The organism is Gracilibacillus sp. YIM 98692 (assembly GCF_010993965.1).
In the GTDB taxonomy this organism is placed as follows: Bacteria; Bacillota; Bacilli; order Bacillales; family Amphibacillaceae; genus Gracilibacillus.
This window is the reverse complement of the sequence record NZ_WIXM01000011.1, coordinates 17487-31021: the sequence shown is the minus strand read 5'-3', so window position 1 is coordinate 31021 and position 13535 is coordinate 17487. Positions and strand designations below refer to the sequence as shown.

Below are 13535 nucleotides of genomic sequence, written 5' to 3'. Positions count from 1 at the left end.
CTTAAGCTTCTTGATTAGTTTTTAAGAAAATACCTATTTCACGTAATGCTGTTTTGTGATCATCAGCAGTATCGGAACCACCAAAAGTTAATGCATCTTCATTGAATTCCCCTGTCAGATATATAGCTCCAGGTGTTGCGGCATCGGTCGCATCTACATCTTCAGAAAGAATAGCAAAGGGTTTTTCTGATCCATCTGTTTGTGCAGAATCAACAGCAACCGCCTCACCACTTGCAGATACAATCCCTAATACAGTTCCACGTGTTAAATTTTCCCCGGATGCTACAGTTACTGAATCTGTCACTACAGGTTGCACACCACCGGCAAAGAGATTATCACGATCAAAAGTATCTAATGTTGGCATTACTTATTACCTCCTCGTTTTTTATTGATAAAGTTTGCGATGGAACTCGCTTTTTCTTCTATTTCTTGTTCCTCTGGCTTTTTATTTTCGGGTGCTTCTGATCCCTGAATATCATCCAACTCTTTTGCTTCTTGTTTGGTTTGATTAAAAATATTTTGTCCTTGTGTTTTTTGCGCTTTTATAATATCCATGGCCACTTTTTCAGCAGTAGCATTCGTTTCAAACTTAGCTTTGTTAATTAGCTCTTCGCTACCTGGAATATCTAAATCTTCAATGGCTTTAATTCGATTATTTTCATCCTTCGTTCCATTTTGATAGCCTTCGTTCTTTACTTGCTCGTAAAGATCTGGATAATCGTTTTTTAATTTTTCTAAATCCATCGGTGCTGATTCCTCCTCATTTGCATAATTTGTGAATTTTTTATGATCTAAAAATTCATTGCGCAGTTTGTCAATCACCGCTTGTGGAAGCATTTGATTAGTGTCTTCGCTTGCTACAAACTTCATCTCGTTATCAAACATAATTTCATCAATGAAGCCTTGTTCTTTTGCTTGTTGTGGTGTGAGCCAAGTTTCTTCATCCATCATCTCTAATAATTCTTTTTCTTCCATACCAGTTTTGATGCGATATGCGCTAGAGATGGTTTGATTCACATTCTTTAAAACTTTTGATTCATGATCCATATCTCTATAGTCGCCCATCGCAATGGAAGATGCGTTATGAATCATCATCTGCGCTGTTGGTGCCATTGCTACTTTATTACCAGCCATAGCTATAACAGATGCTGCACTTGCTGCAATTCCTAAAACTTTAATCTTTACGTTACCTTGATAAGATTTTAATGCAGTATAAATTTCAGACCCTTCAAACACATAACCGCCACCACTATTAATTTCCACCTCAATCTCTTCGTTGTTAGTGGCTTGCTCTAGTTCTTGATTAACTTTCTTGGGGCTAGTAGCTTCCATGTCTAGCCAATCATAAATCCATTGTTGGTTACTCGAGATGATAGGACCTCGAATACTGATTTTTTTCAATTCTCCCACCCCCTTTCAATTAATTTCTTCTTTGTTCTTCATCGTCTTCTTGATCTGGATTATCTGGAACATCCCCTATTTCATTGGATGCAAGTCCGTCTCTTCTACGCATTCTTTCTTCTACCACACGAAGACTATGGTTTCTAAAGTAATCCCCATTACCCATTTCCGTGGTTTCTCGTGTTCTTGTACTAAATCCTTCTTCTACACGTTTTGCCGCAGCATTTACTTCTTTGAGTGGATCCAATTGACCTTGTGAAGGACCATTCCATTCAGCCCTTGTATAAGCTTTTTTGATTAATGGATCATTAAAGAAACCCGGCGCTTCTATGCGACCTTTTGCAACAGCTTCGGATAACCATTCCTCATATATAGGCTGACAAAAGTCATTTGACATCCATGTTCTGCGCATCTTAAACATTTTCCATGCTTCTAATAACGCAGCTCGGCTTGCTGAATAAGATGATGTGAAATGCTTTAATAACAATTCGTACGGTACTTCGATAGCAGAACCGATTTGACGACATACTGATGTAACAAATCCATCAAATGCTTGATTTGGCCGTCCTGGATTCGCCTCTTTAACATCTTCCCCCTCTCCTAATTGGACCATGGCTCCATTTCCAAGTTCGTAGGAGGTTTCGTCATATGAATCCACTTGCTCATCATCCGCATACATTTCACCAAATTGATCTTCGCTTTTATCGTCTGTTTTGATAAAGACCGTGTACATCCCACTTACAACAGCAGCCATTAATTCAGCTTCTGAGTATCTACTCAATTGTTTTAATGATTCAATAACTGGTGCAAGGATTGGTACACCTCGTCTTTGTTCTGGTCTCTCCGATTCCATTAAATGAATAACATTTTGTCTTCCAGTTTGAGCACCAAATTTCCTTACTCTCTTCCATTCATTAGTCGAATAGGAAATGCTGTTAGGATGATGTTGCGCAATGTGATAAGCAACTACTTCACCGCGCTTGTTAATCTCTACACCGTTTACGATTTTATTGTCTTTATCTAAAGTTGGAACCTTACTTGGATTGCAAACACGATCAGATTCAATTATTTGCACGCGTAAATCATATGGCATATTAGGTCGTTCAAAGTAAGGGAGTAACGCAAAAGAATCACCAGACATGAGCCAAGACAAAAAGGCCAATTGTTGCAATTCATAAAAGTTATTCATTCGTTGCGCGTCACAATGTAATGATTCTGCCCAAAGGTTAAATTCACGCTCCACCTTCGTTTCCCAATCGTCTGCTTCTTCTAATGTCATTCCTAGATATTCATAGTCGATTTGTGAATTTAGTTTCAAACCACTACCAATCACATTGGTTCTTATAGTTTTTAATGCACCAGTTGCAAGTGGGGCTCCCATGTATAAATCACGTGAACGCTCACGAAGTTTAGGTATGTTGTACTCCACATCTTCAATCACGGATCCCTGTCTAGTGAGCCATCCCATCATGCTTTTTTTCTGGGTGCTAGCTCCGTGACTTCCATATCCAGCGCCATGACCAATTAAATTCATTTTTTGTTTTGCGTGCATTCGTTTTAACCCACGTTCTGGTGATACCCATGCAATCGCCCGATCTACCCAGTTCAAATCTTACCACCCCCTTACCAGTCTCTTGGTATAGCTCGTCGTACTTTGCGCGCCCCTTTACCTTTTAACCTTGAAACTTCACTTTTCCAGTAACTTATTTGTTTTCGAATTTCGCTTAAATTTGCTCTAGTCAATTGTCTTGTTCCAATTCGATATGATTGACCAGTTGATACCGCTAATTCTGCATCTAACCAAGCTTCCAAATGTTTTTGAGCTCTTTCTAATGTCACCATTCAAAATCACCTCATTAAAAAACATCCACTTTTATAATGGATGTCTATTTCACACCTTTAGACAAGACACGTTTCCGCCTTCTTTTTCTAGCTGGTGCTTTCGTTTTTTCGATTGTATAATCTTTTTCTAAATTTGGATTTAATATTTCTAATGCTGCAGTATTATATACTCGTAAATCTAATGGCTCATTTCTTTCTCTAGTTTTCTTCCAAACTCTATAAGCAACACCTTGTCGATATCTTGTTTCCAATTTTTCTGCGGTTAATCCATCAAAATATTGTTGGTTGTACCCTCTATCCCTAGGGAAATGGCAAAAGTTTGGCCCGGGTTCTTCCACTTGCAAATTGGACATCACTTTAGCTTTACCATCCGAAACTCCGACAGTAATTAATAATGCTTTGCTTGGCTTTACTCTTGAATATCCACTGATTAATGGTACATATTCACCATTGTTTTCACCTTTACCTTTAATGGCATAAATTCTTCGCACTTCTCTTGGTTTAGTAAAATGGTAAACTTCTTGAGTATAGTGTCCACCTGAGTCAACACAAGCACAAGCGATTCCATAATGCGAACCATCTTCTTTGGTCCATGTTCTACTTAAATATTCATCTAGTTCATTCCATATCTTAGGTTGGTTTAAATTGCCGTAAATTACATGATAATCAATCCCCCAAGATTCTTTACCTTCTCCCCAACCTACTACTTCAATTTCAAACCGATCATCTTGTGTGTCAACTGCAGCTGTTAATATTTTTACACCATTCGGTACATCCGCATTATATTTTTCTAATCGTTCATGCAGAGCATCACTTTCAATTTGGTCTCCATCTTCTTCCCATGTTTCACCTAAAGAAGTGTTTGTCCAAACTTTCAAAGCTTCTTTTCCTTTTTTCTTAGATTCTAAAAAGTCACTCACAATTTCTTTCCATTTGCGCCAAGGACTAACAAACTCACTCAAATGAAATCCTCTATATAACCCTTTGTCGTTAGTTGCTATCCACTTTCCTTTTTTGCCTTTCCATTCATACTCGTTGTGCATTGCACCACAATGAATACAAGCATGGGTTACGTCATCTAAATTATCTTTGTTAAATACAATTTGAGCCCATTTTAAAGGTTGATATTCATTACAGGATGGACATGGTAGATTCCACTGTTCTTTTGTGCTTGAATCATATTCTGATTCGATTCGGCTCGCACCTTTAATTGTTGGAGTGGAAACCATTATCTTTTTGCGATTATAGAAATTATTAGTACGTTTTTCTGCAAGAGAAAGTGGATCACCTTCTGTTCCAGCGCTAACCGGAAAGCGATCCACTTCATCTGCTAATAGTATTCGAATTGGTCTTGATGCTAAACCAGAAGGGGCATTTGCACCAACTAACGCAATATAACCACCGGCAAATGTTTTTTGCAATGTGGTGTTACCTCCATCACGTGTTTTTTCATCAGAAACTTTTTTCCTTAAAACAGGAGTATCTCTAATCATTGGCGCTAATCGTTCTTTTGAAAAACTTTTTGCTAATGCTTCAGTTGGTTGCATCAATAAAATTGGTGCTGGGTCAAAATCGATATGATAACCAACAGTATTTAAAATTAATTCTGTTTTTCCTACCTGGGCACTGGCCATAACTACTATTTTTTCAGACTCAGGTTCCAGAACCGCATCTAAGATATCACGTTGATATGGTGCGCGATCCGTACGCCATTGTCCTGGTTCTGCTGATGATTCACTTGATAATTTTCGATAGGCATCAGCCCATTCTGATACTGTTAGATCAGGAGGAGGTGCGAGTATATCTTTTGTAAGATTTTGAAAAAGTGAAAGTGTATCACTTTTTCTTTTTGCTGCCATTATTATTGATCTCCTCTTCCTTGATCTTCTCCATCTCTAACAGTTCTTCCTCACCCTCATCCAAATACATCTTATCTTTACTTTTTTCGTAAAACACGTGTGGATCGTAATCAGATAATTCTTCTAATGCTTCAAACACTGCATCTTTTAAAACATTTTTTATTGCTGGAATTTCACTTTTCCCTAGTATCTGAGGAGCTGTTTTAGATGGCAACCCTAATAGCCTAGCACGAAATGCACCTAGCATATCATTCATAACGAGTTTTACATCTTCAGAACGATGCAATTCGCCACGCATTATTTGTAGTTCTAATTCCGTTTTCTTTCTTCTTGCCCTGGTCCAAAGCGCTTCCTCTTCTGTTTTATCTAAATCACCTTCCGGCTTTTCACGATCAACTACATATTCGATATATGAATTAATCGAAGCTGGAAGATCATATTTTCCATGACCTATACGAACCAATGCATTTTCATTAGCTAATTGCCGAATTCTACGGTCGCCTAAATTAAGGATTTCCGAAATTTCTTTTGTTGTTACAATTTTTATATTTTTGCTAGATTCCTTGCTACTCAAAGGGTTTCACCACCTTTCAAAATTATTTCCCAAGAATTTGAAAGCTGAAACGGAAATGAACTTTTTCGGCAAAAAACTGGAGCTTTTTCGGGCTCGCAAGCACCCGTAAGAATTTTATATTCTCAGAAGGACCCATTTATTTTTAAAAACGTCAAATCCCTTGTGGCTCAAGGGGTGTGACGTTTGTTATATTATGCAAAAAGAGCGCAATACCCATAAAAATGAGTGTTGCGCTCTTAACTAAGGGGGATTATTTATTTTTCCTTATTACCATAATAACACATTAAATTCCCTATGCTTTGCCGTAATTCTGCCTTTTGTCTGCCATTTTTACTAATTCACCTTATCTTATATTGTGTTGAATTCATTTAAAGGCTGAAAGCCTTGATATTACTGCTCTTAATTCAAATACTTTAAATGAGTTACACACTATCTTATTGTGTTGAATTGATAAGTATATGTAATAAAAAAAGCCTATCCTGATATATCGGATAAGCTTAAATCTTAAAGCCTTTCATTGCATTGTCCATTCCATCTTGATTAATACCAATATACTTCTTTGTGATGTTTTGGCTAGAATGATTAAATATTTCTTGCAGCATGGCGATGTCTTTTGTTTGTTTATAAAAATGATAACCAAATGTTTTTCTTAATGTATGTGTACCTATTTCATCCAAACTTACATAATCTGCAGCCTCTCTTAATATTTTGTAAGCCATGCTCCTGCCGATAGGCTTATTAACTCCTTCTCTGCTTTTAAATAAATATTCATAATCTTCTTTTCCTTGGATATATCCTTTTAACTCCCTTCGTAGAGAAGGAGTTATATTAATTCTTTTTTGTTTCTTAGTTTTGGTTTCTCTAATGCTAAAATAAGGCTTTTTTGCATCTGCGACTCTTAAAGGCAAAATATCTGATATCCGTAACCCGCTATTAATACCTACCAGAAACAATATATAGTTTCGTTCATTTTTCCCTTTTAAATAATGTTTAATAGCTCTTATTACTTCTGGATCCCTGATTGGTTGCACAAAATTCATGATGGTCTCACCTCGCTCTTATAAACTTCTACTCTCATAATAAAAGCGAGTTTATAGAACGCTCTAGATTTTATTCGATAATACTTTCTTTCGCTGTATCCCAATTCCTTATATATCTCATAATCATAAATATCATCATCACTTAAATAACGTTTGATGATTACAGCTCGTTCTTGCTCTGATAAACGGTTCACGCAACGTTGCACCCATTTTAAAAACTTATGTCTTTCATTCTCTTGATCTATCCTTTTAACTGCTATATCTTCTGTCTGAGAGTTATTCTGGTTGTTGAAGGTGGGTGGAACAATCGAAAAGGAACTAGTGATGTTCGGTTGCAAATCTATAGGTTCCATTAATAAATACAATTTATATTGATCAAGTAGTGATTCTACTTTATGTTTTGTGGAGTATCGATCAATCTCTGGTAATTTGAAAGTAGTTTGCATAAGAACAACTCCTTTTTTTATTCATTACTTTTGTCTAATTGCTCCGCCTTTAGCTCGTTTATAAGTTGGTCTATTTACGCCCATCAATTCTTTTAATTCTGATTGAGATAATTTTTCCTGCTTCTTATTCCTCTTTTGTTTCGGTTGTTTGCTTTTTTTCACGCTTCAACCTCCTATAAATAAAAAAGGACACTAACAAGAAGCGCCCTAATGCTCTTGTTAATGTCCTCCGTTTCTCGGTCAGACTAGGTATTAAATTAGAATTTCTTAAAGATATCATCATTAAAACTTTTGTTAATTTGTTTAGATGTTTTTTTGAAGATTAATCCGAAGAATCCGAACCATATCGCATAAATTGAAACAGCGATCACTGCAGGTAGGAATACTATCCACCAACTCCAATCAATCATTCCGAAAGCCTTCAATACAACAAATACAATTGTTAATAATTCTAAAAATCCTATCACTCATTCTCCTCCTTTATCGTTTATTCGTATAACTAACCCGATCAGCCGTAATCTTTCCATCTACCCATGTAATCGTGTGCTCTCCATAACCACTAGCAGGCTTGTCTAATACAATCGGTCTACCTTGCTTGATAATGACTACTTTATCCTTTAAATCGGTAACTGGTATCTGTATGTTCTTATCTGCCATGATTAACCTCCTAGTACGCTTTATTACCGTGTCTGTATGATCTTCCTTTATTGCGTTCCATTTTCGTTAATACAGCATCCTCTAAATCAATGTTCCTGGACCCACATAAATCAAAGATTCTAATAAGTATGTCTGCTAATTCTTCCTCAAAATTCTCTTGATCTTTCTTTCTATCTGCTTCTAAAGCTTCTGAAACTTCACTATGAATTAAAGCTAAAATCGTACCTGTTTCCCTTGGCTTATCATGCCATCCTTTTGATTTTGCTATTTGATAAGCTTCATTGCATAATTGATTAATAGATTTTTCCATTATTCCGATTCCTCCAATTCTTTAGTTAATGCGTGTTTTGCAATATACTTAGCATCGCACATTACATCGTCACAACTTTCTCCAGATATCTTGATTAAGGCATTTTGATATCGATTGTTTTGTTGTTCTAAAAAAGATTTTTCAACTTTTAAATTTCTGACTTTCTCATAACGTTTTTCTAATCTTCTTTTAAGTTGTTTTCTTGATTGTTCCAATTCCTCCACACGCTCTGCTTGTTGGATTAATCGTTCATAATCTTCTTTACTCTTAAAACCTACATAATGTCTACCTTTTGGAGTGGTATGTTCGTACTCTTCCAACCTACTCACTCGATCACTCCTTTCCCTTAATTCCCTTTCAACACCTTATAAGCCATCCCTAAAGCGTCACCCATTGCGTATTTCTCTGGTATTTTATATTTGTAATCCGTTAGATTTTCATATTTAGCAAAATGAAATGATCTCCAAATATCAATACTTCCTGTTAGATGCTGTCCCATTAAGTTTTTTGAATAATCCTTTTGAAATGCTTTGTAATCCGGATTTCTAAACATTCCCCATATCTTCAAAATATGGTTTCTGTGTTTCCATGCTGTATACGTTTCGATGACAAGCATTGCTAAAGCATGGTTTTCTTTCATAGATTCATATAATTCCTTTTTAAAATCACTTCTAATTTTGCGATATTTGCGTTTTATGATTTTACTCATACAATCACCCCTCCTTCACTCTTTCAGCGCTCAACAGCATGGTTTCAATCATCTTCAAATCAGGTACATATATCGGCTTGGGAGATGCGTTAATATATTCGTTTTGTACTTTGATTAAGTAAAGTGTGTCCATGTTGGTCACTCCTTTGTTTTTACTCGAAATAAAAACTAATTAGTCTCTTTTATGTTTTCCACAAAAACTTATATACGGTGAATGAGAAGGGCAGTTTTCATCGTTTGGTAAAACTTTAAATTCACTATTTTCGTTATAGTGATCCTCTAAATCTTCACTAACGCATTGCATTGACCTTTCATTGTTAAACATTTCGTGATTCGGACTCCACATATTCCAATAGCACTCTTTTACATTACATTGCATCCATTTCACTCCTTCGCTTTTTACTCGGAATGTGAATTAAATTTCTTGTTTCTCCTTCAACCAATTCTCCAAATCTTCTTGTTTAAATGATCCTGTATAGTAATTTTGTTTTCCGCAGTTAGGACACGTTCTTTGAAGGAACTTTGCAAAATTACCACAACCAGAACATTTATACTCATATTGGACCATCTTTAATTGTTTGATTTCCTCTAGAAGCCATTCGACTTGTTCCAGTTCTAAATTATCCAATGGGTTATCTAAGTTTTCTTTTCCCCATTCTAGCTGGTCTTTGATTGTGCCTATATCCATTTTTAAATCCTCCTTTCACTTAGCATTTTCTGTCTAACCCTCAAAACCACTTGTTACTCGCACACTGAATATCAACACGTAACGCTCGATCTTTGTCGGATAAATAATCATCAATGGTCATCATGATGTATAATCTTTTGCCACATGAATTGCAAGTTGCTTTCTTTTGCTCTTCGAATACATTTTCCGTTCTGCAGCTAGAACATTGATAATGCGTGATCATGTCATCACTTCCTTTTTCCGCTGGAGACGATTTTGCACTGCTTGGCTTGTCCTGCCTTCTAATTCACTTGCTATCTGCTTGTATGTCTTTCCTAATCGCCTTCCTGCTTCTATAATCTGATCCTCTTCTTCTGTCCATCTTCTTTTGTAAAATAAATGGGTGCGTAATTCTAAGGTGTGGTGTTTCTCGGTGAATAGATGATCTGCACATGAAGGACAGTTTGCTTTGCTTTTCATTTTGCAAGGAACAAGAAAGTCTATATCACAATCTTTGCAGTAATACTGGTGGAACTTTTGTCTAGGTATCGTCATCATCCTCTATAAAAATGCCGTAAAGTGCGTTCTCTCTTTCTTCTAATCTTTTTCGTACACTTGGATAACATAGCCATTTCACTTGTTTTACGCTTTTTCCTAGTTTTTCTGCTACTTCTTCTTGCGTCCCCCATATGAAAAATTCATCACCAATGTACATGGCAATATCATTTTGTTTATTCTTGTTTTTGTTTTTGTTTTTCTTGATGTGTTTACTTTTCGGATTCATTGCTGCTTCTTCTAAGGTGTAACCTCTTTTTATCCTCGCTCGAAAAGTGAAATCTTTAATACCGTTCTGTCTCGCTATCTCCTTCCACTTTTCATAATCCATATACACCACCCCTACACAAACACAATGCACTTGTATTTATTTGGCTTTGAGTAGTAAGTCACTATTCGTGTTAAGCACTCACCATCGCTGTTCTTATATTTTTCTTCGACCAGGTATAACTTTGTCATATAATCACCCCAGCTGAATATAATCTAATAATAGATCATGTTTCTTTTGAACCTTTGCTAATGGCTCGCTATTCACTTGCTCTTGCTCCTTTTCTTCTAACTTACGCATGAGTTCTTTTCGTTCTTTAAGTAATTCTTGTACTGTGGCATGAAGTTCATCAGCATGATTTTCAGCTATTTCTTTCTCCTTTTTTAATCTTTGAATGACGGATTGTTCGCTAACCTCTTTCTTAACATTCGTTTTCGGTTTATCTGATTTATCTATGGTGTTGCTACTTCTAATTTTCTTAGCATGGTAATAAACAGTGGATTCATTGACTCCTGTACGCTTAGCAATCTCTGGGCAACTTAAATCATTTTCCTTTAACAAGGTTTTTGCTCGCTCGACATCTCCTTTTGCTTTTGACACAGTTTCCCTCTCCTTTCTTACTCGTTCTATCCCGTGGTTTTCTAAGTACTCCACAAAGTTCGTAAGATTCATTCTCATGGCTTTTGCAATTTTAGTCCTAGTTATTTCTTGATCTAATAGCCAATGAATTTCAGAAAAAGTTAAATCCTCACCTTTTGCTAATAATCGGTTGATACGATCATCTTTGGTTCCGGTTAGTTTACCTCTTAGTTGCTGCAGCTGGGTATCTAGTTCTTTTTTATTGGCTGTTTTATCGTAAATGTCTAATATCGCATCGATCTTTCGGATGATCTCAACTCGATGCAAGTCATCACCCCATGTAATAACCGCGCTTTTTTGTTTGTTCCCAATCTTTTTTCTCAACGATATGCGTTTTCTTGTTAATACTTCCTAGGCATTCAGTAGTTATAACAACTTTCACAAATTCTTTTTCTTCGCCCCAATCAAATGGTTCTTCGCTATGAATCTCTTCAATATAGATTTCTGTTTCATCCAATTGTCCTTCTGACCAAAAAGCACATGGTGGCAACACTCTGCCTTTACACGCTTGATCAAATAAAGCTAAAAAGATTTCTTGCCATACTCTTCTTTCTCGCTTAGCTATCCACTTCATACTTGCACCTTGTTTGTACTGTTCTACGATGCGCTTTAATGTATCTTCCTCAAATGCTGGTTCGTAGTTTTCCAAGCAATACACCCAATTATGTTTTGGATTCAAATGCAACGGTTGGCCTGTTGTTCTCATGTTACGTACTCCTTTAAGTATTCTTCTAGCAATCTATCTGATTCAGCAGCTATCTTTTCTTTTTCTGCTTGGCTTCTTTTTGGTTGCCCTAATTTTCTAGCTTGCTTATGTTCCTCATACCAATCCGGTATGATGTTTGGAGAAGGTCGGGATTCAAATTTAAGCTGTTCTATCTCGCTGTGGTCCATTAATACCACTCCTTGGCCAATTCCCATTGTTCTTTTGTTATCTCCAAATTTACTGGTTCATATTGTTCTAGCCACTGTTCAACATCAAAGTTTATCACCGCATCTGTTCCGTATTGATCTAACATAAAATTTTTATGCGCTTTCGACTCTTCTTTAAGTGCTTCGACATCTTTGTCAGTTGGTTTCGTGAGATCTCCTCTCCAAATCATAAAAGCATTTTCAATTTCGCTAACTGATACATCCAAATCATCATCTGACCAATCCCCGGCATCTGGTCCATTTGATAAAAACCTGTCTTTCTTTGCTTTATTTTTAAATGCTATTACTGGTATTGTGTTCATTCCGTTACCTCCTAAAATCATTCTTCAACATGTTCCATAACCACTTTTAAATAATCCTTGTAATCTAACGGCTCTACTTCATCACCAACTACTTGCGACTTATCTTTAACGCTCCAAAACCATCTATCTCCTAGCCATTGGCTTGCTTTCATATTGTTAGTACCAAATACATCATGTGCTTTGAATGGTGAATACTTATCCTCGAATCCTTCAAGCATTTCCTTGAAAATCTTGTGATATTTCGAACGTTTCTTAAATGTATGAATTCCGTTCTTATCAGGATTTTTAGTCAATTCATCTTTATATGTTTCATAATCCTTTGAATGACCGTAAATACCGAAATGTCCTTCGTGATAAAATGCAAAACCATTGTCAGTCAAATATTTTTCGCTTAGTTCTTTGAAAAACTCCTTACGTTTTTGGTTTCTGAAAACTGTATCTTTATGCCATTGAGAATCTTGTTTAACTTCGAATACTGGTGAATCTAATGTTTCCATCCAACCCCTCCTAAAAACCTTTCCTGCGGTAACTTTCTCCTTCTAGGCGTATTGCTTGAGCATTATCTAGCAACCTATCAACGATTCGATCCCCATTGATCCCTAGCTTCTCTTTTAGAGAGGATTCACTGTAATTAGTCGTAGTGATTAATCCTTTACCTAATCGCATATCAATAACTCGAAATAAAATATCTGATGCCCAAGTTTCTTGTCCGTTTTCGCTTGGTTTTACGTATTCAGAACCTAAATCATCCAGAGCTAGTAAATCTAATTCATCGATAAGTTTCATAATACGTTCTTCCGTTAAATTTGATTGATAGTTGTACGTTCCTTTGATTTTCATTAATAAGTCCGTTGTTTTAATAAACATGGCTTTGTACGGCTTTTCCTTTTGTGTTTTTTTATCAAAATATCGTTTGCTCCGAACGCCTTTCACCATTGCATAAGCTAAGTGGCTTTTTCCTAGCCCTGGTTCTCCACTAAATGCAAGTGTTTTTGTTCCATCAAATTCTTTTACGTACTTTGCAGCTGTCTGTTTTGCCCTTAACTGCGATTCATGTTTTGGTTGATATCCATTAACGGTTACGTTTTTTAAATCGTCTGTAACACGTTCAAAACTTAAAATAAAATTCAATTCTTTAGCTTCTTTGTACTCTTTTGATGTTGGTAAATTAAAGTCTTTGAACACTTGCCTGTCAGAGCAAGGTTTACAGCTCCCTTTTACGCCTACTGGGGTTTGATACAATTTGTAAACATGACCGCATTCCGTGCATTCTTCTTTCCCCACTTCTTCGAACATGCCTAATACTGATTTAATTACCTGCATAGCTTCCCTC

26 protein-coding genes are annotated in these 13535 nt (G+C 36.3%); all 26 read right to left on the bottom strand.

Annotation, left to right across the window (positions count from 1 at the left end):
- Position 1: 1 nt before the first annotated feature.
- On the bottom strand, positions 2-364 hold the full coding sequence (locus GHD00_RS11430; RefSeq protein WP_163538297.1) for a head decoration protein: 363 nt from the start codon (positions 362-364) through the stop codon (positions 2-4).
- Complete coding sequence (locus GHD00_RS11425) at positions 364-1401, bottom strand: head maturation protease, ClpP-related (RefSeq protein WP_240468674.1); 1038 nt, start codon at positions 1399-1401, stop codon at positions 364-366. Before GHD00_RS11425 ends, GHD00_RS11430 begins: the two co-directional genes overlap by 1 nt.
- A 19-nt stretch (positions 1402-1420) precedes the next feature.
- On the bottom strand, positions 1421-3010 hold the full coding sequence (locus GHD00_RS11420) for a phage portal protein (protein ID WP_163538296.1): 1590 nt from the start codon (positions 3008-3010) through the stop codon (positions 1421-1423).
- A gap of 14 nt (positions 3011-3024) precedes the next feature.
- Positions 3025-3243, bottom strand: a complete 219-nt coding sequence (locus tag GHD00_RS11415) for a DUF6148 family protein (protein ID WP_163538295.1) — start codon at positions 3241-3243, stop codon at positions 3025-3027.
- Positions 3244-3287: 44 nt separating this feature from the next.
- Complete coding sequence (locus tag GHD00_RS11410; RefSeq protein WP_163538294.1) at positions 3288-5102, bottom strand: phage terminase large subunit family protein; 1815 nt, start codon at positions 5100-5102, stop codon at positions 3288-3290.
- Complete coding sequence (locus tag GHD00_RS11405; protein ID WP_205600751.1) at positions 5080-5676, bottom strand: type IV toxin-antitoxin system AbiEi family antitoxin domain-containing protein; 597 nt, start codon at positions 5674-5676, stop codon at positions 5080-5082. The genes GHD00_RS11410 and GHD00_RS11405 overlap by 23 nt, the downstream gene beginning before the upstream one ends.
- A 497-nt stretch (positions 5677-6173) precedes the next feature.
- Positions 6174-6716 (bottom strand): site-specific integrase, encoded by a 543-nt coding sequence (locus GHD00_RS11400; RefSeq protein WP_163538293.1) that lies wholly within the window; start codon positions 6714-6716, stop codon positions 6174-6176.
- Positions 6713-7162 (bottom strand): ArpU family phage packaging/lysis transcriptional regulator, encoded by a 450-nt coding sequence (locus tag GHD00_RS11395; RefSeq protein WP_163538292.1) that lies wholly within the window; start codon positions 7160-7162, stop codon positions 6713-6715. The genes GHD00_RS11400 and GHD00_RS11395 overlap by 4 nt, the downstream gene beginning before the upstream one ends.
- A 24-nt stretch (positions 7163-7186) precedes the next feature.
- Positions 7187-7324, bottom strand: a complete 138-nt coding sequence (locus tag GHD00_RS21115) for a hypothetical protein (protein ID WP_163538291.1) — start codon at positions 7322-7324, stop codon at positions 7187-7189.
- A gap of 95 nt (positions 7325-7419) precedes the next feature.
- Positions 7420-7629, bottom strand: coding sequence for a hypothetical protein (locus GHD00_RS11385; protein WP_163538255.1), 210 nt, complete (start codon positions 7627-7629; stop codon positions 7420-7422).
- A 13-nt stretch (positions 7630-7642) separates the two neighbouring features.
- Entirely contained in the window at positions 7643-7819 is a 177-nt protein-coding gene (locus GHD00_RS11380) for a DUF3954 domain-containing protein (protein WP_163538290.1), read from the bottom strand.
- 10 nt (positions 7820-7829) lie between these two features.
- The gene (locus tag GHD00_RS11375) at positions 7830-8129 is read right to left on the bottom strand and encodes a MazG nucleotide pyrophosphohydrolase domain-containing protein (protein WP_163538289.1); all 300 of its coding nucleotides are present in this window, start codon (positions 8127-8129) and stop codon (positions 7830-7832) included.
- The gene (locus GHD00_RS11370) at positions 8129-8458 is read right to left on the bottom strand and encodes a hypothetical protein (RefSeq protein ID WP_163538288.1); all 330 of its coding nucleotides are present in this window, start codon (positions 8456-8458) and stop codon (positions 8129-8131) included. Before GHD00_RS11370 ends, GHD00_RS11375 begins: the two co-directional genes overlap by 1 nt.
- Positions 8459-8475: 17 nt before the next feature.
- A complete protein-coding gene (locus tag GHD00_RS11365) occupies positions 8476-8838 on the bottom strand; it encodes a hypothetical protein (RefSeq protein ID WP_163538287.1) in 363 nt (120 codons plus the stop codon).
- Between the two features lie 4 nt (positions 8839-8842).
- Positions 8843-8971 carry a hypothetical protein gene (locus tag GHD00_RS21280; RefSeq protein ID WP_276208274.1) on the bottom strand — a complete coding sequence of 43 codons (129 nt, stop codon included), beginning with the start codon at positions 8969-8971 and terminating at the stop codon, positions 8843-8845.
- 39 nt (positions 8972-9010) lie between these two features.
- The gene (locus GHD00_RS11360) at positions 9011-9217 is read right to left on the bottom strand and encodes a hypothetical protein (RefSeq protein ID WP_163538286.1); all 207 of its coding nucleotides are present in this window, start codon (positions 9215-9217) and stop codon (positions 9011-9013) included.
- Positions 9218-9253: 36 nt separating this feature from the next.
- Positions 9254-9526, bottom strand: coding sequence for an FmdB family zinc ribbon protein (locus GHD00_RS11355; protein ID WP_163538285.1), 273 nt, complete (start codon positions 9524-9526; stop codon positions 9254-9256).
- A 40-nt stretch (positions 9527-9566) separates the two neighbouring features.
- Positions 9567-9749 (bottom strand): hypothetical protein, encoded by a 183-nt coding sequence (locus GHD00_RS11350; RefSeq protein ID WP_163538284.1) that lies wholly within the window; start codon positions 9747-9749, stop codon positions 9567-9569.
- The gene (locus GHD00_RS11345) at positions 9746-9985 is read right to left on the bottom strand and encodes an SANT/Myb-like DNA-binding domain-containing protein (RefSeq protein WP_205600750.1); all 240 of its coding nucleotides are present in this window, start codon (positions 9983-9985) and stop codon (positions 9746-9748) included. The genes GHD00_RS11350 and GHD00_RS11345 overlap by 4 nt, the downstream gene beginning before the upstream one ends.
- Positions 9986-10046: 61 nt before the next feature.
- Positions 10047-10391, bottom strand: a complete 345-nt coding sequence (locus GHD00_RS11340; protein WP_163538254.1) for a hypothetical protein — start codon at positions 10389-10391, stop codon at positions 10047-10049.
- A 132-nt stretch (positions 10392-10523) separates the two neighbouring features.
- Entirely contained in the window at positions 10524-11234 is a 711-nt protein-coding gene (locus tag GHD00_RS11335; protein ID WP_163538282.1) for a hypothetical protein, read from the bottom strand.
- 4 nt (positions 11235-11238) lie between these two features.
- A complete protein-coding gene (locus tag GHD00_RS11330; protein WP_163538281.1) occupies positions 11239-11673 on the bottom strand; it encodes a hypothetical protein in 435 nt (144 codons plus the stop codon).
- Entirely contained in the window at positions 11670-11861 is a 192-nt protein-coding gene (locus GHD00_RS11325) for a hypothetical protein (protein WP_163538280.1), read from the bottom strand. The genes GHD00_RS11330 and GHD00_RS11325 overlap by 4 nt, the downstream gene beginning before the upstream one ends.
- Positions 11861-12202, bottom strand: a complete 342-nt coding sequence (locus tag GHD00_RS11320) for a hypothetical protein (RefSeq protein WP_163538279.1) — start codon at positions 12200-12202, stop codon at positions 11861-11863. The genes GHD00_RS11325 and GHD00_RS11320 overlap by 1 nt, the downstream gene beginning before the upstream one ends.
- Before the next feature lie 17 nt (positions 12203-12219).
- Positions 12220-12699, bottom strand: coding sequence for a hypothetical protein (locus GHD00_RS11315; RefSeq protein ID WP_163538278.1), 480 nt, complete (start codon positions 12697-12699; stop codon positions 12220-12222).
- 10 nt (positions 12700-12709) lie between these two features.
- Positions 12710-13525 (bottom strand): ATP-binding protein, encoded by an 816-nt coding sequence (locus tag GHD00_RS11310; protein WP_163538277.1) that lies wholly within the window; start codon positions 13523-13525, stop codon positions 12710-12712.
- Positions 13526-13535 lie beyond the last annotated feature (10 nt).